Here is a 22,824-nt window from a genome sequence, read left to right on the forward strand (position 1 = left end):
GGGCTCGCCTTATTGGGTCCACTGCAGGCTGCCGCCGGAATTCGCGGCGAGGAAGGCGGCGCGCCGGGCGAACAGGCCAGGTGCGACGCGATGGATTTCGGCAATGATCTCGCGCAGGTCGCCGGTGCGCAGCACGCCGTGCTCGACGAGGATCTCGCCATCGACCATCGTCAGGGACACGTCGCTGCCGCGCACGGCGTGGACGAGATTGTGGTGGAGATTGAAATAGGGTCCGTCGCGGAAGACCGGCGTCATGCGCGGCGTATCGGTGCGGACCGCGATGATGTCGGCACGCTTGCCGACCTCGATCGAGCCGATCTCATGATCGAGGCCGATCGCCTTTGCACCAAGGATCGTGGCCATGCGCAGCACCTGCCAGCTATCCATTGCGGCGGCGTCGAGGTCCTTCAGCTTGCCTAGCAACGAAGCCACCTTCATCTCTTCGAACATGTCGAAATTGTTGTTCTCCTTCTCGCCGTCCGTGCCGATGCCAACCGACACGCCGGCCTTCAGCATCTCGGCCACCAGCGCGATGCCGCTCGCCAGCTTCATGTTGGAAACGGGGTTGTGGGCGACCGAGACGCGGCGCTTCGAAATAAGCTCGATCTCGTCCCGGTCGAGCCAGACGGCGTGGGCGATCATGGCGCGCGGGGTTTCGAAGAAGCCAAGGTCATCCAGCGCGAACATCGGGCGTTTGCCGTAACGCCGCTCAAATTCCGCGATCTCGATCTCAGCCTCGCTGCAATGGGTGTGGAAGCCGGTCTCGTATTTCCTTGCGAGGTCGATCGCCCGGCGCTGGCCGGCCTCGTCCGCATAGAACAGATGCTCCAGCCCGACCCACACATTGATGCGCCCGCCCGCCTTGCGGTGCCAGCCTTCGATCATCGCCTCGTTCATGTCGAGCGTGTCAAAGTAGTCGTAGTCCGGATGCTCGCCGACATAAGGCACGGCGATGAGGCGGTTGCCGATCGCCTCGGCCGCCCTGGCGCTGCCCTCCATGAAACGCCACATGTCGACGACGGTCGTCGTGCCCCCGAGCACGGATTCCGCATAGCAGAGCCGTGACGCCGCCTCGGCCTCGTGCGGCTGCAGCACGCGATGCATCGGATTGATGTGGAGCGTCAGCCAGTCCCACACCGGCAGATGCTCCGCCGTGCCGCGCAGGAAACCGGAATGTGCATGCGCATTGACCAGCCCGGGCATGAGCACGGCATCGTCGAGCTTCTTCACGGCCACGGCCGGATGCGCCGCACGCAGTGCAGCGAGCGCACTGACCGCGGCGATACGGCCATCCTCGACCAGCACGGCGCCGTCAGGCAACACATGGTTATTTTCATCCATAGTGAGCAGCGTGTCGGCCGCAAGGATGAGGCTTCGTGTCATCGCCAGTGCTCCGTGTGCGTTCTGTCGTTCATGACATCCTCAAGCTGCCGCGAGCAGGAAATCGGCGGCGCGCTCGCCGATCATAGTGGCGGGCGCGTGGGTGTTGCAGGTCGGGATCGTCGGGATCACCGAGGCGTCGGCGATATGCAGCCCATCCAGCCCGTGCACGGCGAGGCGGCTGTCGACGACAGCCATCGCGTCGTCGCCCATCTTGGCGGTTCCGCAGACGTGGAAGAAGGTCGAGCACGCGTCGCGGATAAAGGCAATGGTCTCGGTGCGGGTCAGTCGGCGGTCGGGTGCGGCAAAGTTGCGGAAGACACCGGCGTTCGCCTTTGCAGCCGCCATCTCCATCACCATCTCGACCGCCGTGACCATGGCGTCGAGGTCTTCCGGTTCCGCCAGAAAGTTCGGTTGGATTTCGAGCGGCCCGCCGGGCTTGCCGTCGAGCAACTTCAAGTGCCCGACGCTCTTCGAGCGCATGAGACCCGTACCGAAGGAAAAGACATCGCCGGATAGATCGTAGCGCGCGCGGATCGCCGGTTCGGCGCTGTTGCCCTGGACCGGAAAGGCGTGCAGGTCGGGCTGCGGCAGGTCCGGCCGCGACTTCCAGTTCACCATCGAGCCGCCGCCATTGCCCATTATTGGGCCGATCGGGCGCTTCGCGCGGAAAACGCAGGCCTGCGCCAGCGGATGATCCTGAAGATTCCGGCCGACGCCCGGCAGGGCGCAAACGAGCGCAATGCCAAGGCGCTTCAGTTCGAGCGGATCGCCGATGCCTGACAACATCAGCATGCGCGGCGTGTCGATGGCACCGGCCGCGAGCACGATGCTCTCGCGCGCGCGTGTTTCGCGGATTTCGCCACCGACTAGGTGCTGGACCGCGACGCATCGGCTGCCTTCGACCGTCAGGCCGATGGCCGCGGAACCGGTCAGCACCGTCAGCATCGGATGATCGAGTATAGGCACGAGATAGCCCGTCGCCGAACTCCAGCGCTTGCCGTCGCAGATGTTGAAATTCGCGGCGGTCGCCCCCTCGTTGCTGGGGCCGTTGGGATCGTCGATTACGGGGATGCCGATCTCGGCCGCGCCATCGATCAGCGCCTGCGCGACCGGGTGCAGTGCCGCCGGCCGCTCGACACGGAGCGGACCACCCGCACCCCGAAACTCGCTTGCACCATCGCGCCAGTCCTCGCAGCGCCGGAAATAGGGCAGCACGTCGGCGAAGCTCCAGCCCTTGGCGCCGCCAGCCTCCCAGGCATCGTAATCATGTGGGTGGCCGCGATACCACATCATCGCGTTGATGGCGCTTGAGCCGCCCAGCAGGCGGCCACGCGGGATGCCGATGGTACGGCCGTTCACGCGCGGTGTCGGAGCATAGTCATAGCCCCAGTCATAGGTGCCGCGGCCAAGCGGCACCCATTGGCCGGGGTCGTCGGCCTCCACGATCCCAAGACTCGTCGGGCCGGCCTCGATCAGGAGGACGTCGGCACCGGCATCGACCAGCCGCCGCGTCACCGCACAGCCACCGGAACCCGAGCCGACCACGACGTAGTCGTAGCTGGGTTTCAGCGCGCGTCGGGGGACGACAGGTCCGAGGGTGCCCATGATCTCGTCAGTTGTGCTCGCTCGGGCCCATGATGACGATGCCTTCGCTCGCCTCGACGTGGCGGACGAAGATATACTTGTCCTCGCGGCCGTCGCTGTGTTTGCGCTTGATGTCCGGCTGAACCGTTCCCGAGACCTTGGCGACCACCACATAGGGAGCGTCCAAGGCGAGCCCCCTCGCGCAATGCGCGTCGAACTCCTCCACGGTGCGCGCCGTATGGGCGTTCTCGACGCCGGCGCCGCGCGCGATCGCGGCAAGGTCGACGCGGCCCAGCGCCGTATGCGTCGGCGGGCCGCCGATCGACTGGTAGCACTCATTGTCCCAGACCACGATGAAGAGGTTCTTCGGTTGTTCGTTGCCGAGCGTGGCCAGGATGCCCAGATTGAAGAGCAGGCCGCCATCCGTATCGAGCGAAACGACGCGGCGGTGCGGCAGGCCGGCGGCGAGCCCGAAGGCCTGCGGCGTGACGCAGCCGAGTTGCTGCTGGAACAGGCTCGCTTCGCGCATATGCGGCGCGGCGTTGTACCACTCGTCGACGCTGCCGCCGAGCGAAAGGATCACCAACTCATCCTTCAACCGCGCGGCAAGCGCCTTCATGCAGTCGAAGCGTTTCATCGCACCACCTCGCCGCCAAGCGCCACGGCCGAATGGTAGTAGGACGCATAGGACCAGGAATAGGCGTCAAGGATGGCGCGCTCGATCTTCGCCTCCTCTGTGACGATTCGGTACGGCACGCGCAGCGCGTTCAGCACCGGCTCCATGGTGATGCCGTGCGGGATTGCCCACCAATTGTTCTCGCCGAGCTCGCCGCGGTAGCTCATCAGCATCACGACCGGGATGCCTGCCCCGAGGCCCATTCGGGCCAGCGGCTCGACCGAAGCGCGCAAGCCGGAGTTTTCCATGACCAGCGCCGCGCGCTTGCCCGACAGGAAGACCCCGCCGCAGATCGCCGCGCCCTCACCCTCGTTGGTGACGCGGATCGTGCGGATATCCGGATCGGTATCAAGGGCCGGGTAGAGCTCCTTGAACAGCGAATCGGGCAGGTAGCAGACGATGCTCACTCCCGCCCGCTTGAGCCCCCGAATGACCGCGTCGACCGCACTCTGCTTCATGACATCCCCTTAGGTCGGGAAGTCTCGCAAAGCACAGTTGTTCGAGATAGAGACAAATTTCTCGCTTTATCGATGCGCAAAGTGCAACAACTAATCATGCAGTGCCTCGACCATGTGGGCCAGTAGCGCCGCGAATGCGGAGGCCGCATCCGACATTTCGCGTTCAAGTCGGGCGAGCAGCATCAGTCGGTGCGGGTTCATGCGCGAATCGCGCAACGGCACGAAAACGAGCGATCCGTCAGCCACTTCCGGTTCGATGCCGAGCTTGGTGCAAAGCACCACGCCGAGGTTGAGGCGCACCATCTCGGTCATCAGTCCGATCGAGTTGGTCCGCGACCGTCGCGTGATGTCGATCATGGAGCGCCCGATCGCATCGTCGATCGAAATGCCCAAAGCAAGGCTGTTGTCCGAGACGATGACCTGTTCGCCGGCAAGATCGAACAGCTTCACTTCCTTGCGGCCGGCAAGGCGGCTGTCCGGATGAGCGACGACGCCCAGCGGCAGAGGCGTGCTCGCGATCTTGCGCACGTTGCGCGGCACGCGCACGTCGAAAGCAAGCGCCAGATCGCATTCGCCGTCGGCAACCGCATCGCAGGCCCGCTGCGACCCGGCGACATGCACATCGACCGATATCCGCGGATGGCGCTTCCAGAATTCCTTCAGCGCGTTCGGCACCAGCCCGCGCGCCGCGCTCTCCACGATTGCCACGGACAACGAGCCGCGGTTGAGGCCACTGAGATCGTTGATCTCGGACGAGGCGCGGGCCAACTCGGTGATGCTCTGACGCGCGTGGTAGAGCAGAAGCTCGCCTGCGCTGGTCAGTTTCAGTCGCTGGCGCACGCGTTCGAAGAGCGGCGTGCCCAGTTCGTCCTCCAGGCTCTTGATGACGCGGCTGATAGAGGATGGCGCCACGTTGAGCGCCTGCGCGGTCTGGCGCACCGAGCCCAGCCGCGCGACCATTTGGAAATAATGGATGCGCGGTGAGACCAGGCCAAGCCGGAAGGGATCCACTCAGGCGGCCTCGAAGGCGGGGACGATCTCCATTTCCGGCACCAGCACGAGACCTTTGTCGGTGATACGGATTTCGGGGATGACCGAGAGCGGGATGAGGTTGAAGCCCATATAGGGGATGCAACAGCCGGCCGCCTCCCATTCCCGCTTGAGGATCTTCACCTCCTCCGCGACCTCGGTGACGCGCTTGTCGGACAAAAGGCCGGCGATCGGCAGTTCAACCATGGCGGTCACTTTGCCGTCGACGACGACACAGACGCCGCCTTGCGTTTCCTCGATCGCCCGCAGCGCCACCTGCATGTCGGCCTCGTTGAGGCCGGCGATGATGATGTTGTGGCTGTCGTGGCCGACAGACGATGCGACGGCGCCGCGTCGCAGCGTGAAATTGCTGAGCAGCCCGTAAGCGACGTTGCCGTCCGACTTGCCATGGCGCTCGACCACAGTGACGAAGCACAGGCCGTGGCGGTCGAAATGGTTCTGCCAGTCGTTGGCCGGATCGAGCGTGATCTTCTGGTGGCCGAGCGTGATCCCCGGCAGTTCGGTGCGGATGGTATGCGCCACCACCTTGCCGGTTGGCAGGTCCGGCGTCAGCTTGATCTGCTTCGGCAGCTTCACTGTGTGGTAGGCCGTGTCCGGATAGCGGTAGCGGGTCGAGAGGGCCTGGTCGAGCAGCGGCGTGATCTTGCCGTCATCGACGACGAGTTCGCCGCCATACCACGTGCTGACGGGATCGAAGCCGTCGTCGAGCAGCACCAGGTCGGCACGGCGCCCACCACCGAGGCCTCCGATTTCGCCTTCCATGCCGAAGCGCGTCGCGCCATGCAGCGAGCCCATCGACCAGGCCTGCTCCGGCGTCATGCCGGCCTTCATCGCCTCGCGCGTCACCCAGTCCAAGCCGAAGAGCATCAGGTCGTCGGCATCGCGGTCGTCGGTGCAGACCGCGATGCGCTTGTGCGAGGCTCCGAGCTCCGTGATCGTCTTGATCGCTTGCGGCAGGCTGTGCCACGGTGTCGTTGGCGGGCCGCCGCGCAGGAACAGCCAGATGCCGGCCTCGAGCATGTCGTCGGCGATCTCGCGGTCGATCGCCTCATGCGTGTCGGTGACGCCGGACGCGGCATAGGCTGATACAAATTCGCGTCCATAGACGTGGCCCGACACCGGGCGGCCGCGTTTCAGCGCCGCAGCAAGAATGGCATGGCTGCGTTCGTCGCCCATGGTCACTGGCACGAAGTCCATCTTCTCCCCGAGCGCCACTGCTTCCGGCCATTTGTCAAACAATGCGCCGATCTTCTCGGCCGTCAGGTCGCCACCGGCCGTTTCCAGCAACGGCGATGTCGCCGGGACGGTGCTCGGCACGGTCAGGAAAATGGACAATGGCGCCAGGCGCGCGTCCTCCAGCATCGCCTCGACGCCTGCAACGTCCATGACGTTGCCGATCTCATGGCTGTCGCAGAAGATGGTCGTGGTGCCGTTGAGCAGCGCCGCTTCGGCATAGGCGCAGGCCGTCACCATCGAGGATTCGATGTGGATATGCGGATCGACCAGGCCTGGCGCGACGATGCCGCCCCTGACGTCGTATATCCGGGCGCTGCCGCCCGTATACGTGCCGGCCGGCTTCACAGCGGCGATCCGCCCTCCCGACAGCCAAATCTCGCGACCTGGAAGAATGCGCTCCGAATAGGTCGACAACACGCGCGCGCCGGCAATGACAAGATCGGGATCGGTCCGCCCGGAAGCGACATCGGCCAGTCGTCGGGTCATGGACGAGAGCGGCTGGACGGAAAAGCGCGTGAGAGAGGTCATTCTGTTCCTAGCCTCGTCCTCGTTGAATGTTGGACGTCAATGATAGTCGGGAATGCCCGGCATCGTCATGAAGCCGGGCAGCGCGCGGAAGCGACGCGTCCAGCGCCGCAGGGCGGGGTATTCGTCGTGGTCGACGCCAAAATCGCGGCTCAGCGCAAAGGCGGGAAAAAGCGCGATGTCGGCGATCGTCGGCCCGTCGGCAGCGAACCACTCCTTTTTCTCGAAGCCGCGCGCGGTCATGTGGTCGTCCATGGCGCGGAGCGCGTGCATGGCGCCGGCACGCAGAGCCGCCTCATCGCCGCCGGCGCCGAACATGGCGCCGCGGCGCGCGGCGCTGGCGACGCTCAGGTCGCCTGCCGCGAAGAAGAGCCACTGCATCACCCTGGCGAAGTTCGCACCATCCGCCGGCAGCCACGCCGCCGTGGCGTCGTGGCCGCGCGCCAGATGGACGATGATCGACTCGGCGCCGAACATCGTCATCTCGCCATCGCGCAGTATAGGCAGGCTGCCCGCGGGGCTCATGGCCAGGAACGGCGGGGTTTTGTGCTCCGCCCCCGGAAATGCATCGACGGCGACGGTCTCCCATTCCAGGCCAAGCATGGAAAGTGCCAGCCGCACCTTGTAGCAGCTTTCGTCCAGCTCGTAGTTGTAGAGCGTGATCCCGGCCATCATGCGGCCTGCGTCATTGAGGTCGCGCCGGCGGCACGTTCGAGCTCGAAATGGTAACGCAGTTCGGCCGTCCAGGCGAGGAAGTGCGCCTGCCCCCTGCCCGCATATCTGGCTGCCGGCCCGTCGATCACCACATGCAAGGCAGACCGTCCGCCGGACAGGTCCTGCAGGCCGAGAAGCAGCGTGTCCTCGCCGACCGTCAGGCTGAATAGTGTTTCGCCCAACGCCGCCAGATTGGCGACAACGGGACCTCCGGAGAAAGGCGTGGGCGGCATGGTCTTCACCACCTCCATCACCGCTCCCGCCGAACTGTCGAGATACAGGCTGCGGACCGGCACCTCCTCTTGCGGCAAGGCAGGTAGTTCGGGCAAGGCGGCCGACTGGTCCAGCGCCGTCCAGATCATGCCGGCTGCCTCGACCGTGCTGTAGACAGACGCGGTGATGGACTGCGGCACCCTGAGATCCGGGTGTGCCGGAATGTAGCGGCATTGGCCGGCGGTATCGTACTGCCAGCCATGATAGAGGCACGCAATGTGGTCGCCGCGCACGAAACCGAAGCTCAGCTTCATGCCGCGATGCGGGCAGCGGTCCTCCCACACATGCGCCGCGCCATTATTGTCCCGCCACACCACCAGTTCGTTTCCGGCAAGGCGGGTTCCTGCTGAAGTTCCCGGCTCGACCGATACTGAAAGCGCCACTGGGTGCCATCCGGCCTGCATCGTCATCCTGCGTCTTTCCCTCTGGAGTATCCTGATATTTCGGCTCGTTCGCAGTCCGTCACCAGACAGTCGATCGGGCCGAGACTGCACGCCATCTCGAAGGCATCGATGAGATCGGGCTGACCCGAAACATGGACGACAAAACGATCGTCCGCGGCCTCCTGCACCAGCAGCTCGAGGCTGAGCCGCGCGGCGCGCCTGTCAGCGAACTCGCCAAAGCTCGACGACACGAGTTGCCCAACGAAGCACAAGCGTGTGGTTTGCGTCGGAGGTGCCGGGCGTTGCGCTTCCCATAGCCCCTCCATGCCTACAATTCTCCCGATATGCACAATAAATGGGCAGTTTTAGAATGTGTCTAGTTAGGCATCATTTTGGGGCTTGTGCAAGTCCCGCTTCCCTGACATCTGTTGCATATATGGCGATGGGACGGTCGCAAAAAGCCGCGATTATCGAACAACTCAGCGGATAGCCCCGTCGCTTATGAAAACAGGTCGCGGCACAAGATCGCCGTGTCCGGCGGGTGAGCGTCGATGTCGTTGTCAAGTTTCATTCAGTCCATGCCGAAGGCCGAGCTGCACCTGCATCTCGAAGGCGCGGTGTCCGCCGCGACATTTGCCGAACTGGCTGCGCTGCACTCCGTGCCGCTGCCGGACGGCAAGCCGACGTCGGAACTCTACAGCTACGGCAACCTGCTGGACTTCCTCAAGGTCTACGATCTCGTCTGCGCCTCGATCAAAACCGTGGACGATTTCTCGCGTGTCACTTTCGAGGCGCTGGAGCGCTGCGCCAAGGCGGGCGCGCGTTATGTCGAGCTGTTCTTCAGCCCGCATGCGCATCTTGCCCATGGCGTGGCCTATTCGACCATGCTCGAAGGCATACTCGACGGCTTTCGCCGTGCGAAGGAGCGCTACGGCCTCGTTGCGAAACTGATACCGGCCCATGCGAAGCCGCTCGGCGCGGAAGGTGGCGAGCGCTTCCTGGACATGGTTCTGGCAGAGCGCCCGGCAGAGGTGATCGGCATCGGCTTCGATTACGACGAACGCCCGAACCCGCCGCCCATGTTCGCGGGCATCGTCGAGCGGGCGCGAGCGGCGGGGCTCAATGTCACCAACCACGCGGGCGAGGACGGCCCGGCGGAATATGTCCGCGACACCATCGACATTCTCGGCTTGAGGCGGGTCGACCACGGTTACCACGTCGTCGACGACCCGGCTCTGATGGAGCGGTGCAGGGAGATGGGCATCGTCTTCACCTGCTGCCCCAGCACCACGCTGACGACCACGGTATGGCGCGATCTCGCGGCACCCGACCATGCCATCCGCCGCATGATGGAGGCGGGGCTGAACGTCACCATCCACACCGACGACCCGCCAATGTTCGGCACGACGCTCGACCGCGAATACGCGCTGATCGCCGAGCATTTCAATCTGTCGCCAGCCAAGCTGAAGCAGATCGCGCTGGCGGGGCTGTCCGCCGCGTGGCTCGATGACAGCGTCAAGCAGGCGTGGCTGGCCGATTGGTCGACCGAAATCGACCGCCTCATCGAGACAGAATTGCCTCTTCCAAGCTGAACAACACGGAACAAAGGACCGAAGCATGATCGATCTGCACAATCTCTCCCGCCGAGGCTTCCTTAACATGAGTGCCGCAGCAGGCGCCTCGCTGCTTCTGCCGAAATCCGGCCTGATCACGCCCGCGCGGGCGCAAACGCCGCTTGCGGCCGTCGCCGAGGAAAACGCCGTCATCGCCTTCGGCCACACCGGTCCGGTGACCGACGAAGGCTGGACCTGGAGCCACGACCAGGGCATGAAGGCCGTGCAGGAAGCGTTCCCGAAGCTGAAGACGCTGTTCGTCGAAAGCATCCCCTATTCGGCCGACGCGACCCGCACCTTCCGCCAGTTCGTGTCGGAAGGCGCCAACATGGTGTTCGCCACCTCCAACTATGGCGACTTCCTCTACGACGTCGCCAAGCGCGCGCCGGACGTCGCCTTCTATGAATGCGACGGCCGCAACCCGCTCGAAAACCTCTCGACCTATTACCTCGCCCACTGGTATCCGACGTATGTCACTGGTGTCGCCGCAGGCCTGATGAGCAAAAGCGGCAAGCTCGGCTACGTCGCCTCCTTCCCGGTTCCATCGGTCTTTTCCGGCACGAACGCCTTCCTGATGGGCGCCCGTTCGGTCAACCCGAACGCCACGATGCAGACGATCGTCATCAACTCCTGGTTCGACCCGCAGGCGGCCACCCAGGCCGGCACCGCGCTCCTCGACAATGGCGCCGACCTTTTGTTCGGCATCATGGACGAAGCCGGCTATCTGCAGGTGGCCGAGCAGCGCGGCGCAAAGGCCGTCATGTGGAATACCGACATTCGCCGCTACGGGCCGAAAGCTTATGTCTCCTCGATCGTCATCGACTTCAAGAAATACTATGTCGACCAGGTGCGCCTGCGCCTCGAAGGCAAGTGGACACCCTCGGAGACCATCCTGCCGATGGGCGGCGGCATCGACCGCGATCCCTGGGGCGATACGGTGCCCCCCGAGGTCACAAAGCAGGCCGATGCCGTGCGCGACAAGATTCTCGGAGGCTGGAGCCCGTTCGAGGGAGAGATCAAGGACACCAAGGGAAACGTCAAGGTGGCCGCCGGCCATCGCATGACCGAAGCGGAGCTCTACAACTGGGATTGGTCGATCGAAGGCGTCAGCGGCCTCCAGGCGTGATCCCGAAAGTTGCAGACATTTCGGATAGGATCATGCGAAGACTAAGAGCTGGAGCATGATGAATGACTTTGTTCCAATTCATCGTGCTCCAAGCGAGCACCGTTACCGCGACATGAACGTGATGTCCTCCCCCTCAGCGCGCTACGAGCCGGAACCCGGCGCGCCGCCGATCGTGCTCCTGAAGGGCATCAGCAAATATTTCCCCGGCGTCGTCGCCAACCAGGATGTCGACCTGGACGTTATGCCGGGGGAGATCCACGCCTTGCTCGGCGAGAATGGCGCCGGCAAGTCGACCCTGATGAACATCCTCACCGGCATCTATCAGCCGGATGCCGGTGAGATTGTTATCGACGGCTATGTCAAACGTTTCGCTTCTCCGATCGATGCGATCTCGGCCGGTATTGGCATGGTCCACCAGCATTTCAAGCTGGTGACGGCATTCACGGTCGCCGAGAACATTCATCTCGGCTGGTCCCAAACGCCCAAACGCATCCGTTCGTCCGTGCTCGAGGCGCGGACTGCCGCGCTGGCCGAGAACCTGAACCTTGCGGTGCGGCCGTCCGCGCGCGTCGCCGATCTTTCGACTGGCGAGCAGCAGCGCGTGGAAATCCTGCGCGTGCTCGCGCGCAACGCGCGTGTCCTGATCCTTGACGAGCCGACTGCGGTCCTGACGCCGGCCGAAGCGCGCGAACTCTTCAAGGCACTCAAGCAGTTCGTGTCCCGGGGCAATGCGGTGATCTTCATCAGCCACAAGCTCGACGAGGTCCTGGAGATATCCGACCGCATCACCGTGCTGCGCGGCGGCCGCAAGGTGGCCACCGAAAAGACCTCGGACTGCAGCGAGAAGACGCTCGCGCGACTGATGGTTGGCCGCGAGATCGTGCTCAGCAACCTGCGCGCCCGGCAGCCGGGTGCGGCCGGCATCTCCTCCGAACCGGTGCTCAGCCTCAAATCCGTCGCCGCGCGCGACGATTTGGGCGGCTCCCTCCTCGACGATTTGTCGCTCGACATCCATGCCGGCGAGATCCTCGGCATCGCCGGTGTAGCCGGCAATGGGCAGAAGGAGCTGACGCAGGTCGTCACCGGCATCCGGCCGATCCACTCGGGCCAGATATTTCTCGGCGGCAAGGACGTCACGACAGCGGGCGCGGTCGATTTCGCAAGGTTCGGCGTCGGCCATATTCCCGAGGACCGGCTGCATAGCGGCCTGGCGCCGGCGCTTTCCGTTACCGACAACGCCGTGATCCGCGAGTATGCATCCGCGCCCGTTTCGAAAGGATTGGTGTTCCGCCCGCGGCAAGCGACCGCTCTCGCGCGCACCATCGCCGAAGCGGCGTCCGTTGCGGTGCCCGATTTCGGCATGCCTGTGCGCAACCTTTCCGGCGGCAACCAGCAACGCCTCGTCGCACGGCGCGAGATGCGCATCGCAAGCAAGGTTCTGATCGCCGCCTATCCGAGCCGCGGCCTCGATGTCGGCGCGATCAACACCATGATGCGCTACCTTGTCGAGCTGCGCGATGCCGGCGTCGGCGTGCTGTTCATCTCCGAGGAACTCGAAGAGCTGTTCAACCTGTCGGATCGCATCGCTGTGATGTTCCACGGCAGGATCATGGGTGTAGTGGAGACTGCCTCCACGGACATCGAGGAAATCGGCTTGATGATGGGCGGGCAGGTGCGGTCGAACGCCGCCGCCCAGGCCCCCGCCGGAATGCGCTGACCTTGGCGATCAAGCTCCAGCGCGTGCCCTCCGCGCGGCCCTCTGTAGCGCTTGCGGCGCGGGTCCTGGCGATCGTATCGGCGCTGGTCGTCGCCGGACTGGTGCTCGCCGCCCGCGGCGCCGATCCGATCGAGCTCGCCTCGCAGGTCCTCGACTCCACCTTCGGCTCCAGCTTCGGGCTGGAAGACGTGGGCCTCTTGGTGACTCCACTGATCCTGACCGGCCTGTCGGTCTGGGTGGCGCTCAGGATCGGCGCCTGGAACATCGGCGCCGAGGGCCAGTTCTACGCCGGGGCGTTCGGCGCCACGGCCGTCGCCCTGTTCATTCCCGGCCCGACCTGGCTGATCCTGCCCTTGATGTTCGTGGCCGGCGCGCTCGGCGGCCTCATCTGGATCCTGGTGCCGACGCTGGCGCGCGCCTACGCCGATGTCAGCGAGCTCATCACCACATTGCTTCTGAATTTCGTCGCGACGTTGATGGTCTACTACGTCGCCACCGGTCCATGGCTCGACCCTAGCGGCCATGCGCTGGCGACCACTGCGCGCCTGCCGCACGATGTCCCCGAATTCTGGGGTATCGTGCACTACGGTTTCCCGCTGGCGATCCTGCTCACCTTCATCATCGCCGGCCTGCTCAACTATACGCGCTGGGGCTATGAGGTCCGCATCGCGGGGTCGAATCCGAGCGCGGCGCGCTATGCTGGGATGCCGTTTCGACGCCGTTTGATCGTCGTCCTGTTGATATCCGGAGCAATCGCCGGCATCGCCGGCATGCTGGAAGTGGCCGGCACGGTGCATCGCCTGCAGGGCGGCATCTCCAACAATTTCGGCTATCTCGGCATCATGGTCGCGGTGCTGGCGCGCGGTTCCTCACTTGGCGTGCTCGCAGGCGCGGCTTTGATGGGCGTCATCCTGAATTCGGGCATCATCCTGCAGACGCAAGGCATCACCGTCTCGGCCGTGCTCGCCATCACCGGACTGATCCTGTTCTTCACGGCGATCGGCAACGAACTCGCTCACTACCGCATCACGCGGACCGAACCGGCCGCGAGCTGAGGAAACACCCATGGACATGATCGCCGGACTGATCCAGACCTCCATTCTCGCCGGCGGCGTGCTGGCGCTGGCGGCGCTGGGCGAGACGCTCTCCGAGCGCGCCGGCGTCGTCAATCTCGGCGTCGAAGGGCTTATGGCGCTCGGTGCAATCACTGGCATCGCGGTCGTCGTCGCCACGCCGCACCCTATGCTCGGCTTCGTCCTTGCGCTTGCCGTCGGTTTCCTCGTTGGCTGCGTCTTCGCTCTTGGCACCGTCGTCGTCAAAGCGAACCAGGTGTTGTGCGGCCTGGCGCTGACGCTGATGGGCACCGGCATGGCCGCAACGATCGGTCGTGCCTATTCCGGCATGCCGGCGCCGGCGACCTTCGCGCCGATCGCTATTCCCTATCTTAGCGACATCCCGCTGCTCGGTCGCGCGATCTTCACGCAGAACATCCTTGTCTACCTGATCTACATCGTTCTGCCGGTTGTGCTGCACTACATCATGTTCCGCACGCGCCACGGGCTGAACATGCGCGCGGTGGGCGAAAACCCCGCGGCAGCCGACGCCGCCGGCATTTCGGTGCAAAGCATCCGCTTCTGGTATGTCGCCGCGGGCTCGGCGCTGGCGGCCGGCGCCGGCGCTTACCTCACGCTTGCCTTCGTTCCCTCCTGGTCGGAAGGCGTCGTGGCCGGCCGCGGCTGGATTGCCGTCTCTCTCGTCATCTTCGCAGGCTACCGGCCCCTCAACGCCGTGCTGGCCGCTCTGCTGTTCGGTCTCATCACCTCTCTCGGCTTCGTCGGCCAAGCACGCAACTGGCCGATCGCGGCGCCGATCCTGTCGATGCTGCCCTATCTCGGCACCATCGCCCTGATCATCGTGCCGGTGCTTGCCTGGCAGCGCATGCGCCGGGCAATGGCCGCGCCGGCTGCTCTCGGCGAACCCTATTTCCGCGACATGCGTTGAGACCATCATGCCCCGCCTGCTTGTCAAGAACATCGATCTGCTCGCCACCTTCGATGGTACGCGCCGCGAGATTTCTGACGGCGCCTTGTTGATCGACGACAACGTCATCGAAGCGGTCGGTACCACCGCGGAACTCAGTGCCTCCAGTGCCGACGAGGTGCTCGACCTATCGGGCCATGTCGTCATGCCGGGCATGGTCAACACGCATCATCATATGTACCAGAACCTCACCCGTGTGATGGCTCAGGACGACGAGCTGCTTGTCTGGCTGAAAACGCTCTATCCGATCTGGGCCGAGCTCGACGACGATGCGATAGGCGTCTCGGCGCGCGTAGCGATGGCCGAGCTCATCCATTCGGGCTGCACGACCAGCTCCGATCACCTCTACATCTTGCCCAACAATTGCACGCTCGACGCGACGATCGGTGCGGCCCGCGATATCGGTCTGCGTTTCCACGCTGCGCGTGGAGCCATGTCGCGCGGCGAAAGCCAGGGCGGCTTGCCGCCGGATCGCTGCGTCGAAAAGGAAGAGGATATCCTGAAGGATGCCGAACGGCTGATCGGCAGCTATCACGACGCGTCGCGACATTCGATGAGCCGAATCATCCTGGCTCCTTGCTCGCCGTTCTCGGTGACTCCGGAGTTGATGCGCGATGCGGCATCGCTGGCGCGCAGCCACAAGGGCGTGAACCTGCATTCGCACCTTGCCGAAGAGCTTTTCGAGGAGAAGTACTGCCTCGAAATCTATGGCAAGCGGCCGGTCGAGTTCGCCGAATCCGTCGGCTGGCTCGGTGACGACGTCTGGTTCGCCCACTCGATTTTCATGACCAGCGACGAGATCGACCGCTTCGCCGAAACCGGCACCGGGGTCGCCCATTGCCCGTCGGCTAACATGCGCTGCGGCCAGGGCATCGCGAAGATCCGCGAGATGCTCAACAAGGGCGTGAAGGTCGGCCTTGGCGTCGACGGCTCGGCCTCGAACGACACGTCGAACCTGTTCATGGAAGCGCGGCTGGCGCTGATGCTTCAGCGTGTCGCGCCGCACCACTACCTCTCCGAAAAGCCCGGCGGCCGCGGCGGTTTCGGCGGCACGCCGACGGCGCTGTCCGCGCGCGAGGCCCTCGAAATGGCGACGCGCGGCGGCGCTGCCCTGCTCGGTCGCAATGACATCGGCCATCTCGCGCCCGGCATGTGCGCCGACTTCATCGCGGTCAAACGCAGCCAACTCGGCCTTTCCGGCACCGAGCGCGACCCGCTCGCCGCGCTGGTGCTTTGCGGACCCTTCAAGGTCGACTATTCCTACATCAACGGCCGGCAGATTATCGCGAGAGGCGACTTCGCCTCTTTCGATGTCGAGGCGGCGATGGCCGACCACCGGGCTGTGATGGACCGCATCTATCGGCAGTGAGATAGCACAGGAAGGACGCAACAATGACCATTAAGCGAGCTGCGGAGCAGGCGGCCCTCGATCAATGGTATTGCATTGACGCGCTGAACGAGATTCCGGTCGGCACGATGGCGAACCGGCTTCTGGGCATCGATCTGTTGGTAGCCCGCGATACGGCAGGCGCGGTCAATGTGTCGCGTGCCGGCGACGGCAGCCAAGTCCCGGCCAGGAAACGCTACGGCTATCTATGGATCACGCTCGGCATGCCGGCCGGCGATGTGCTGTCGATCCCGGAGGCCTATGAGGACGACCGCCGGCCTGTCGTTTGCGGAGCGATCGCGGTAAAGGCGTCCGGCCTGCGCATCGTCGAGAATTTCCTCGACATGGCGCATTTCCCCTTCGTCCATACCGACATATTGGGCGCCGAGCCGCACACGGAAGTGCGGCATTACACAACCGAAATCCGCCGCGACGTGGATGAGGTGTGGGCGACCAACTGCGAATTCTTCCAGCCGCAGGCAGCACTCTCGGCGACCGGCGGCATCATGACCCAATACATGTACCGGGTCGCCAATCCTTTCGCGGTGATGCTCTACAAGACCTGCCCCAACTCGGCTACCCGGTGGGACGTGATCTGTCTGTTCGTGCAGCCCCTCGATCCGGACCGCTGCCGCGCGCACCCCGTCATGTTCCTGATCGACGACGTATCGACCACGACCGAACTTGTGCAGTTCCAGCAGCTCATCTTCCTGCAGGACCGCATCATCCTGGAGAACCAACGGCCACTTCTTTTGCCGCTCGAGCCGCGCGCGGAAATCCCGACGCGGGCCGACGGCTCGTCGATCGCCTATCGCCGCTGGCTGAAGGAGAAGGGCATCACCTATGGCACGACGGCGCAAGCCGCATGAGCGGCAGCCCTTCCGATATTGTCATCGGCATCGACGGACGGGCAATCGCGCTCTAGCGCTTCGCGACGGCAGTGCGTAGCTGTTCTTCAGCGGAGGACAGGTGAGCGACCTGAGCGGCAAGACGCTTCTGGCCAGCGGCTTTCACGCGCCGGAGCGCGGGCTCGTGGAAGAGTTGCGCCAAGCCCTGATCGCAATCGATCAATCAGGCATCATCGCCTCGGTGCTGCATCCGCATGATGCCGGCTATGACGAGGCGCTGGAGGCCGCGCGCCGGACCGGTTCGCTGGCGACCTTGCCGGCACAGAGTTATCTGCTGCCCGGCTTCGTCGATCTTCACGTGCACGCGCCACAATATCCGCAGCTCGGCCGGGCGCTGGACGTGCCGCTCGAGGCCTGGCTCCACAAACACACGTTTCCCCTGGAGGCGCGCTACGCCGATCTCGCCTTCGCGCGGCGCAGCTACGGCTTGCTGGTCGACGACCTGATCGCTAACGGCACGACCACAGCGCTCTACTTCGCAACCATCCACCAGGACGCGACAAAGCTGCTCGTCGACATTTGCCTCGAACGCGGGCAACGTGCGCTGGTCGGCAAAGTGGCGATGGACAATGCCGACGAGTGCCCGGCCTATTATCGCGATACCTCGGCGGACGCGGCCATCGATGGCACGCGCGCTCTGATCGACTACGTGCATGGGCATCCGGACAATGCCACGGGACGGGTAAAGCCGGTCATTACGCCGCGCTTCATCCCCTCCTGTACCGACGCCGCCCTCGAAGGGCTCGGCACGCTTGCGCAGGAATGCGGCTGCCATGTGCAGACGCATTGCTCGGAGAGCGACTGGGCGCATGGCTACGTGCTGCAGCGCCACGGGATCAGCGACACGTCGAGCCTTGATCGCTTTGGCCTGCTGCGCGCCGGCAGCGTGCTCGCGCACGCCAATTTCATTACGCTTGCCGACATGGAGACGATCCGCGTGCGCAAGGCGGCCGTGGCGCACTGCGCCGTCTCCAACGCCTACTTCGCAGGCGCCGTGTTCCCGTTGAGGGCGGCCCTCGAGAAGGGTGTCAAGGTCGGGCTCGGCACCGACATTTCCGGGGGACCGAGCGCCTCGATGTTCGATGCGATGCGCGCGACGGTCATGTCGTCGCGCATGCTGGAAACCGGCACCGACCCGGCGCTAGCGGCCGAGACGCGCGGCACGGCCGGAACAGCACGCGTCGACTTTCGCGAGTCCTTCCACCTGGCGACGGCAGGCGGTGGCGCGGCACTCGGCTTGCCTGTGGGGCGATTCTCGCCTGGCTACCATTTCGATGCGATCCTGGTCGACACCGCCGCGCCCAGAGGCACAATTCACCTGTGGGACGAACTCGACGACGGCGACGGCATCCTTCAGAAGATCGTCTACTCCGCTTCCAGGGCCAACATCGCGTCGGTCTGGGTCGGCGGGAGAGCTGTTCTCGCCTAAGCGGACGGGAGGCTGTGCCGAGAACCAGGAATCTTCCCGTGTTATTCCTTACGATCGGGGCACGTCATGGATTTTAATCAGTATTCGCCGACGTCGATGACAGCCTGGGCAAAGGCTTGCGGGGCTTCTTGAGGCAAGTTGTGGCCGATACCGCCGGTGATGATCCGGTGCGTGTATCTGCCCGAGAATTTCTTGGCGTAGGAACTGCTGTCGGGATGGGGTGCGCCATTGGCATCACCCTCAAGGGTAATGGTCGGCACTGTGATCACGGGAGCTTCGGCCAGCCGGTTTTCCAGACCGTCATATTCCGGCTCGCCCTGTGCCAGGCCGAGCCTCCAGCGGTAATTGTGAATGACGATGCTGACGTGATCCGGGTTGTCCAAGGCTGCGGCGCTGCGCTGGAAGATTTCATCGTCGAAATTCCACTGCGGCGAAGCGAGTTGCCAGATGAGTTTGGCGAAATCGCGCGTGTATTTCTCGTAGCCGGCGCGGCCGCGATCCGTGGCGAAGTAATACTGATACCACCATTGAAGCTCCGCCTCCGGTGCCAGCGGCACCATGCCGACCTGCTGATTTCCGATGAGATAGCCGCTCACCGAGACGATCGCCTTAAAACGCTCAGGCCAGAGCGCGGCAACGACATTGGCCGTTCGGGCGCCCCAGTCGCAGCCGGCGATCGTGGCCTTTTCGATCCCCAGCGCATCCATCAGGGCGATCGTATCCGCGGCGAGCGCCGACTGCTGGCCATTGCGCATCGTCTCGTCCGACAGGAATCGCGTAGTGCCGTAGCCGCGCAGGTAGGGCACAATCACGCGGTACCCCTTTGCGGCAAGCAGAGGAGCGACGTCGGTGTAGGTGTGAATGTCATAGGGCCAGCCATGAAGCAGGATCACTGGAGCACCTTCGGCAGGCCCCAGCTCCGCATATCCGACGCTCAGTTTTTCGGCATTGACCTGTCTGAGCGAGCCGAATGATTCCGGCCTGGCTTGCGTCGCGGATGCCCTCGCCTCGACCATCCAAGTGGCTGCCGGCGCGCTCAAGCCGAGTTCGGTGGCGGCGAACGTCATTGCTGTCGCACCGACAATGCGCCGGCGGCGATGATCGACCGTGTCGGGAGCCTTACTCGCATTCATGATGAAGCCTCTATGATGACCAACAAGCGGGAACAACTAGACCGGCCGCTGCATCGGCCGACAGGAAATATTGCGCTTATTTCGACGGTGACTGCGGCGAATCCAGTATTGCAACCACTCGGCCAGGGGGCAGTGCGGCGAGCTCTGACTGAACGTCGGTAAGGTCCAGCGTTTCCTCGATTTCCCTCCGGAGAAATTCGAGACGTAGGCCATCCCCGCGCTTGGAAGCGGCTGGATGTAGCATCCGCAGGAACGGCAGCATGAGAATGACTCCTGATCTTCTGTTTGGGCGAGAGGATATGTTGCATCTGATCTTATGCTCGAAGTCGCCCTCGGCTTCAGACGAGGCCCTCACGATCCATTGCGATGCGCACGGCCGGTCGGGCAGCCATTCGGACGCGAAGGGCTTGCAAAGGCGCGGGAACAGGGACGTGGAAGCGGGCCGCCCAAAGCAGCATCACGAAAAGATAAAAATCCGCGACGCTGGGTTTGTCGCCGAACAGATAGTCGGTCTCGAGCCCGTCAGCGAAGAACTCGAGTTGGCTCGTAATCGTCGCGCTCGCCCTGGCCTTTTCGGCATCGCTGCTTTGGTGCCACATCGGCTTGAAGCTTCGGTGTATTTCAGTTGAGACGTAGGTCAGCGCTTCGAGAAGGCGGGTACGGCCCAACGGCCCCGCCACTCCTAGTGGCGGGTATTGCGACGCAATCCAGTCGAGGACGGCGATATTTTCCGTCAGCGTTTCGCCGCTATCCAGCACGAGGGCTGGAACGTAGCCCTTGCGCGTGACGGTAGTGAAATCATCCCCGGAGCCTGTCCGTTTGGTCTTGAGGTTCACACTTTCGCGCTCGAAGGAAACACCGGCCTCTTCCAGAGCGATGTGGTCCGCCAGGCTGCAGGCGAGAGGGCTGTAGTAGAGTTTCACCGCTTTCTCTTTTCTAAACCCGATTGAATCCCGCAATTGGTCGTCGCCGAGCGGAAAACCTGCCCCGCGCCACGCGAGACAACCGCTCCAGAAACTCGCACTTCGCGGAGACGACGATTACGACACCGACAGCCAGGCGTGCCTATGCCGAGGTATGGTCGGGCTGAAGTTCGGGATCGCCGTGCGCAATGCCGGGGCGTATGCCAGCTCAGTGGCCAACGTTTATCTGGAGGAATCCAGAACCTTCCATGATGGCATCATCGCCAGCCCTGCCAGTCCTTCGCTCAGGAAATCCTAAACGAAAGTATTGGACGCACGTGCCGTTGGCACGATGGCTCACACCCGGCCACGGCCGGCATATTTCACGCGACGTGAGCAGACTGGAAAGGCGAAAGCCGTGGCCTGCTTTTGCTCGATTGCCACCAACGCGATGACGCAGCTTCCAACAATAGGAGTCGCCATCATGGCCGACCTTTCCGAAACCCCCACAGCCGAGCACACATTGCGCGTCGAAGCGCCCGCCGCGATCGAGGTCGACGTCTCCTCGCTGACGCCGGGAACGTCGCTGATCGTCGACTGGCACGGCAAGCCGGTGGTCGTGCGCAACCGCACCGAAAAAGAGAGGAAGGACGGCCAGGCAGTCAGTCTCGCCGAGCTCAAGGATCCAATTGCCCGCAACGCCAACCTGCCGGCCGATGCGCCGGCAACCGACGCCAATCGAACTATGCCGGGCAAGGAAGCCTGGGTGGTGATGATCCAGGTCTGCACCCATCTCGGCTGCATCCCGCATGGTCAGGAAGGCGATTTCGACGGCTGGTTCTGCCCCTGCCATGGTTCGCAATACGACACCGCCGGCCGCGTCCGGAAGGGGCCGGCGCCGGAGAACATGGCGGTGCCGGTGTTCCAGTTCATTTCCGACACCAAGATCCGTATCGGCTGAGGCAGGGGGCATTTCGATGAGCGGCGACAAACACTCGACCTATACGCCCAAAACCAGAATCGAACGTTGGTTCGATGCCCGCCTGCCGCTGCCGCGGCTGGTCTATGACAGCTTCATCGTCTATCCGGTGCCGCGCAACCTGAACTACGCCTATACGTTCGGCGGTATTCTCACGATCATGCTGGTTTCACAGATCCTGACCGGCATCGTGCTGGCGATGCATTACGCCCCTGATACGGGGCTGGCCTTCAACTCGGTCGAGCAGATCATGCGCGACGTGAATTCGGGCTGGCTGCTGCGCTACCTCCATTCCAACGGCGCGTCGTTCTTCTTCATTGCCGTCTACCTCCACATCTGCCGCGGGCTCTACTATGGTTCGTACAAGGCGCCGCGTGAGCTGCTGTGGGTGCTCGGTTGCACCAACCTCCTGCTGATGATGGCGACGGCCTTCATGGGCTACGTGCTGCCTTGGGGACAGATGTCGTTCTGGGGCGCTACTGTCATCACCAACTTCTTCACCGCCGTCCCACTGATCGGCGACTGGCTCCAGCAGCTTTTGCTCGGCGGGTTCGCGGTCGACAATCCGACGCTGAACCGCTTCTTTGCGCTGCATTACCTGCTGCCATTTGTGCTTGCGGGCGTGGTGACCTTGCATATCTGGGCGCTTCACGTCGTCGGCCAGAACAATCCGACCGGCATCGAGGTCAAATCGAAAACTGATGTCGTGGACTTCACGCCCTATGCCACCGTCAAAGATGCCTTCGGCATCCTCGTGTTCCTGTTCTTCTTCGCCTATTTCGTTTTCTACCTGCCGAACTACCTCGGCCATCCCGACAATAGCAGCATCGCCAATCCGCTGAAGACGCCGGCCCACATCGTCCCGGAATGGTACTTCCTGCCGTTTTACGCGATCCTGCGGGCCATCACCTTCAATATCGGGCCCATCGATTCCAAGCTCGGCGGCGTGCTCGCGATGTTCGGCTCGATCGCGGTGCTGTTCCTGGTGCCGTGGCTCGACACCTCGAAGGTGCGCTCGGCGGTCTATCGGCCCTGGTACAGGGTGCTCTTCTGGCTGTTCGTTGCCAATGCCCTCTTTCTCGGCTGGCTCGGCTCCCGGCCGGCGGAAGGCGCATACGTCGTCATGTCCCAACTGGCGACGCTTTACTATTTTGCGTTCTTCATTATCGCCATGCCGGTGCTCGGGCTGATCGAAAAGCCGCGACGGCTGCCGAATTCGATCACCGAAGCAGTTCTCGAAAAAGACAAGGCCAGCGGCAGAGGCCCGATCGCCGGGCCGGAGACCAAACATTGAACTTGGCATCGCGG

The 22,824-nt window shown here is 63.8% G+C and carries 20 protein-coding genes; 10 read left to right on the plus strand and 10 right to left on the minus strand.

Annotation, left to right across the window (positions count from 1 at the left end):
• Positions 1–9: 9 nt before the first annotated feature.
• The 8 genes from NKI54_RS18750 to NKI54_RS18785 all read right to left on the minus strand — a co-directional run bounded on the left by NKI54_RS18750 (position 10) and on the right by NKI54_RS18785 (position 8,309).
• On the minus strand, positions 10–1,383 hold the full coding sequence (locus NKI54_RS18750; protein WP_352692146.1) for an amidohydrolase family protein: 1,374 nt from the start codon (positions 1,381–1,383) through the stop codon (positions 10–12).
• 39 nt (positions 1,384–1,422) lie between these two features.
• Positions 1,423–2,988, minus strand: a complete 1,566-nt coding sequence (locus tag NKI54_RS18755) for a GMC family oxidoreductase (RefSeq protein ID WP_352635258.1) — start codon at positions 2,986–2,988, stop codon at positions 1,423–1,425.
• A gap of 7 nt (positions 2,989–2,995) precedes the next feature.
• Positions 2,996–3,604 carry a thiamine pyrophosphate-dependent enzyme gene (locus NKI54_RS18760; protein WP_352635260.1) on the minus strand — a complete coding sequence of 203 codons (609 nt, stop codon included), beginning with the start codon at positions 3,602–3,604 and terminating at the stop codon, positions 2,996–2,998.
• Entirely contained in the window at positions 3,601–4,101 is a 501-nt protein-coding gene (locus tag NKI54_RS18765) for a thiamine pyrophosphate-binding protein (protein ID WP_352692148.1), read from the minus strand. Before NKI54_RS18765 ends, NKI54_RS18760 begins: the two co-directional genes overlap by 4 nt.
• Before the next feature lie 90 nt (positions 4,102–4,191).
• Positions 4,192–5,112, minus strand: coding sequence for a LysR family transcriptional regulator (locus NKI54_RS18770; protein ID WP_352692149.1), 921 nt, complete (start codon positions 5,110–5,112; stop codon positions 4,192–4,194).
• Positions 5,113–6,915, minus strand: coding sequence for an adenine deaminase (locus NKI54_RS18775; protein WP_352692150.1), 1,803 nt, complete (start codon positions 6,913–6,915; stop codon positions 5,113–5,115).
• Between the two features lie 36 nt (positions 6,916–6,951).
• Positions 6,952–7,584: a glutathione S-transferase family protein gene (locus tag NKI54_RS18780; RefSeq protein ID WP_352692151.1), complete on the minus strand. Its 633-nt coding sequence runs from the start codon at positions 7,582–7,584 to the stop codon at positions 6,952–6,954.
• Positions 7,584–8,309, minus strand: coding sequence for a Rieske 2Fe-2S domain-containing protein (locus NKI54_RS18785; protein WP_352692152.1), 726 nt, complete (start codon positions 8,307–8,309; stop codon positions 7,584–7,586). Before NKI54_RS18785 ends, NKI54_RS18780 begins: the two co-directional genes overlap by 1 nt.
• A gap of 524 nt (positions 8,310–8,833) precedes the next feature.
• Between NKI54_RS18785 and add the strand changes: the two genes are divergently transcribed.
• The 8 genes from add (at position 8,834) to guaD (ending at position 18,502) form a co-directional block, all read left to right on the plus strand.
• Entirely contained in the window at positions 8,834–9,874 is a 1,041-nt protein-coding gene (add, locus tag NKI54_RS18790) for an adenosine deaminase (RefSeq protein WP_352692153.1), read from the plus strand.
• 25 nt (positions 9,875–9,899) lie between these two features.
• The gene (locus NKI54_RS18795; protein WP_352692154.1) at positions 9,900–11,021 is read left to right on the plus strand and encodes a BMP family ABC transporter substrate-binding protein; all 1,122 of its coding nucleotides are present in this window, start codon (positions 9,900–9,902) and stop codon (positions 11,019–11,021) included.
• A gap of 121 nt (positions 11,022–11,142) precedes the next feature.
• Positions 11,143–12,738, plus strand: coding sequence for an ABC transporter ATP-binding protein (locus NKI54_RS18800; RefSeq protein WP_352692197.1), 1,596 nt, complete (start codon positions 11,143–11,145; stop codon positions 12,736–12,738).
• Positions 12,739–12,740: 2 nt separating this feature from the next.
• Positions 12,741–13,793, plus strand: coding sequence for an ABC transporter permease (locus NKI54_RS18805; protein WP_352692155.1), 1,053 nt, complete (start codon positions 12,741–12,743; stop codon positions 13,791–13,793).
• A gap of 10 nt (positions 13,794–13,803) precedes the next feature.
• Positions 13,804–14,739 (plus strand): ABC transporter permease, encoded by a 936-nt coding sequence (locus tag NKI54_RS18810; protein ID WP_352692156.1) that lies wholly within the window; start codon positions 13,804–13,806, stop codon positions 14,737–14,739.
• A gap of 7 nt (positions 14,740–14,746) precedes the next feature.
• Positions 14,747–16,147 carry an 8-oxoguanine deaminase gene (locus NKI54_RS18815; protein ID WP_352692157.1) on the plus strand — a complete coding sequence of 467 codons (1,401 nt, stop codon included), beginning with the start codon at positions 14,747–14,749 and terminating at the stop codon, positions 16,145–16,147.
• 23 nt (positions 16,148–16,170) lie between these two features.
• Positions 16,171–17,034, plus strand: a complete 864-nt coding sequence (locus NKI54_RS18820) for an aromatic ring-hydroxylating dioxygenase subunit alpha (protein ID WP_352692158.1) — start codon at positions 16,171–16,173, stop codon at positions 17,032–17,034.
• 100 nt (positions 17,035–17,134) lie between these two features.
• A complete protein-coding gene (guaD, locus tag NKI54_RS18825) occupies positions 17,135–18,502 on the plus strand; it encodes a guanine deaminase (protein ID WP_352692159.1) in 1,368 nt (455 codons plus the stop codon).
• 77 nt (positions 18,503–18,579) lie between these two features.
• Here the strand turns inward: guaD and NKI54_RS18830 are convergent, their stop codons facing one another.
• Together NKI54_RS18830 and NKI54_RS18835 are read right to left on the minus strand one after the other, a co-directional pair.
• Positions 18,580–19,635: an alpha/beta fold hydrolase gene (locus tag NKI54_RS18830; protein ID WP_352692160.1), complete on the minus strand. Its 1,056-nt coding sequence runs from the start codon at positions 19,633–19,635 to the stop codon at positions 18,580–18,582.
• A 338-nt stretch (positions 19,636–19,973) separates the two neighbouring features.
• Entirely contained in the window at positions 19,974–20,558 is a 585-nt protein-coding gene (locus tag NKI54_RS18835; RefSeq protein WP_352692161.1) for a glutathione binding-like protein, read from the minus strand.
• Positions 20,559–21,021: 463 nt separating this feature from the next.
• Between NKI54_RS18835 and petA the strand changes: the two genes are divergently transcribed.
• On the plus strand, positions 21,022–21,498 hold the full coding sequence (petA, locus tag NKI54_RS18840) for a ubiquinol-cytochrome c reductase iron-sulfur subunit (protein ID WP_352592517.1): 477 nt from the start codon (positions 21,022–21,024) through the stop codon (positions 21,496–21,498).
• A gap of 16 nt (positions 21,499–21,514) precedes the next feature.
• Complete coding sequence (locus tag NKI54_RS18845) at positions 21,515–22,810, plus strand: cytochrome b (RefSeq protein ID WP_352622865.1); 1,296 nt, start codon at positions 21,515–21,517, stop codon at positions 22,808–22,810.
• The last annotated feature ends 14 nt before the right edge of the window (positions 22,811–22,824 follow it).

Origin of the sequence: Mesorhizobium sp. M0663 (genome assembly GCF_040320585.1) — a bacterium.
Lineage (GTDB): Bacteria > Pseudomonadota > Alphaproteobacteria > Rhizobiales > Rhizobiaceae > Mesorhizobium.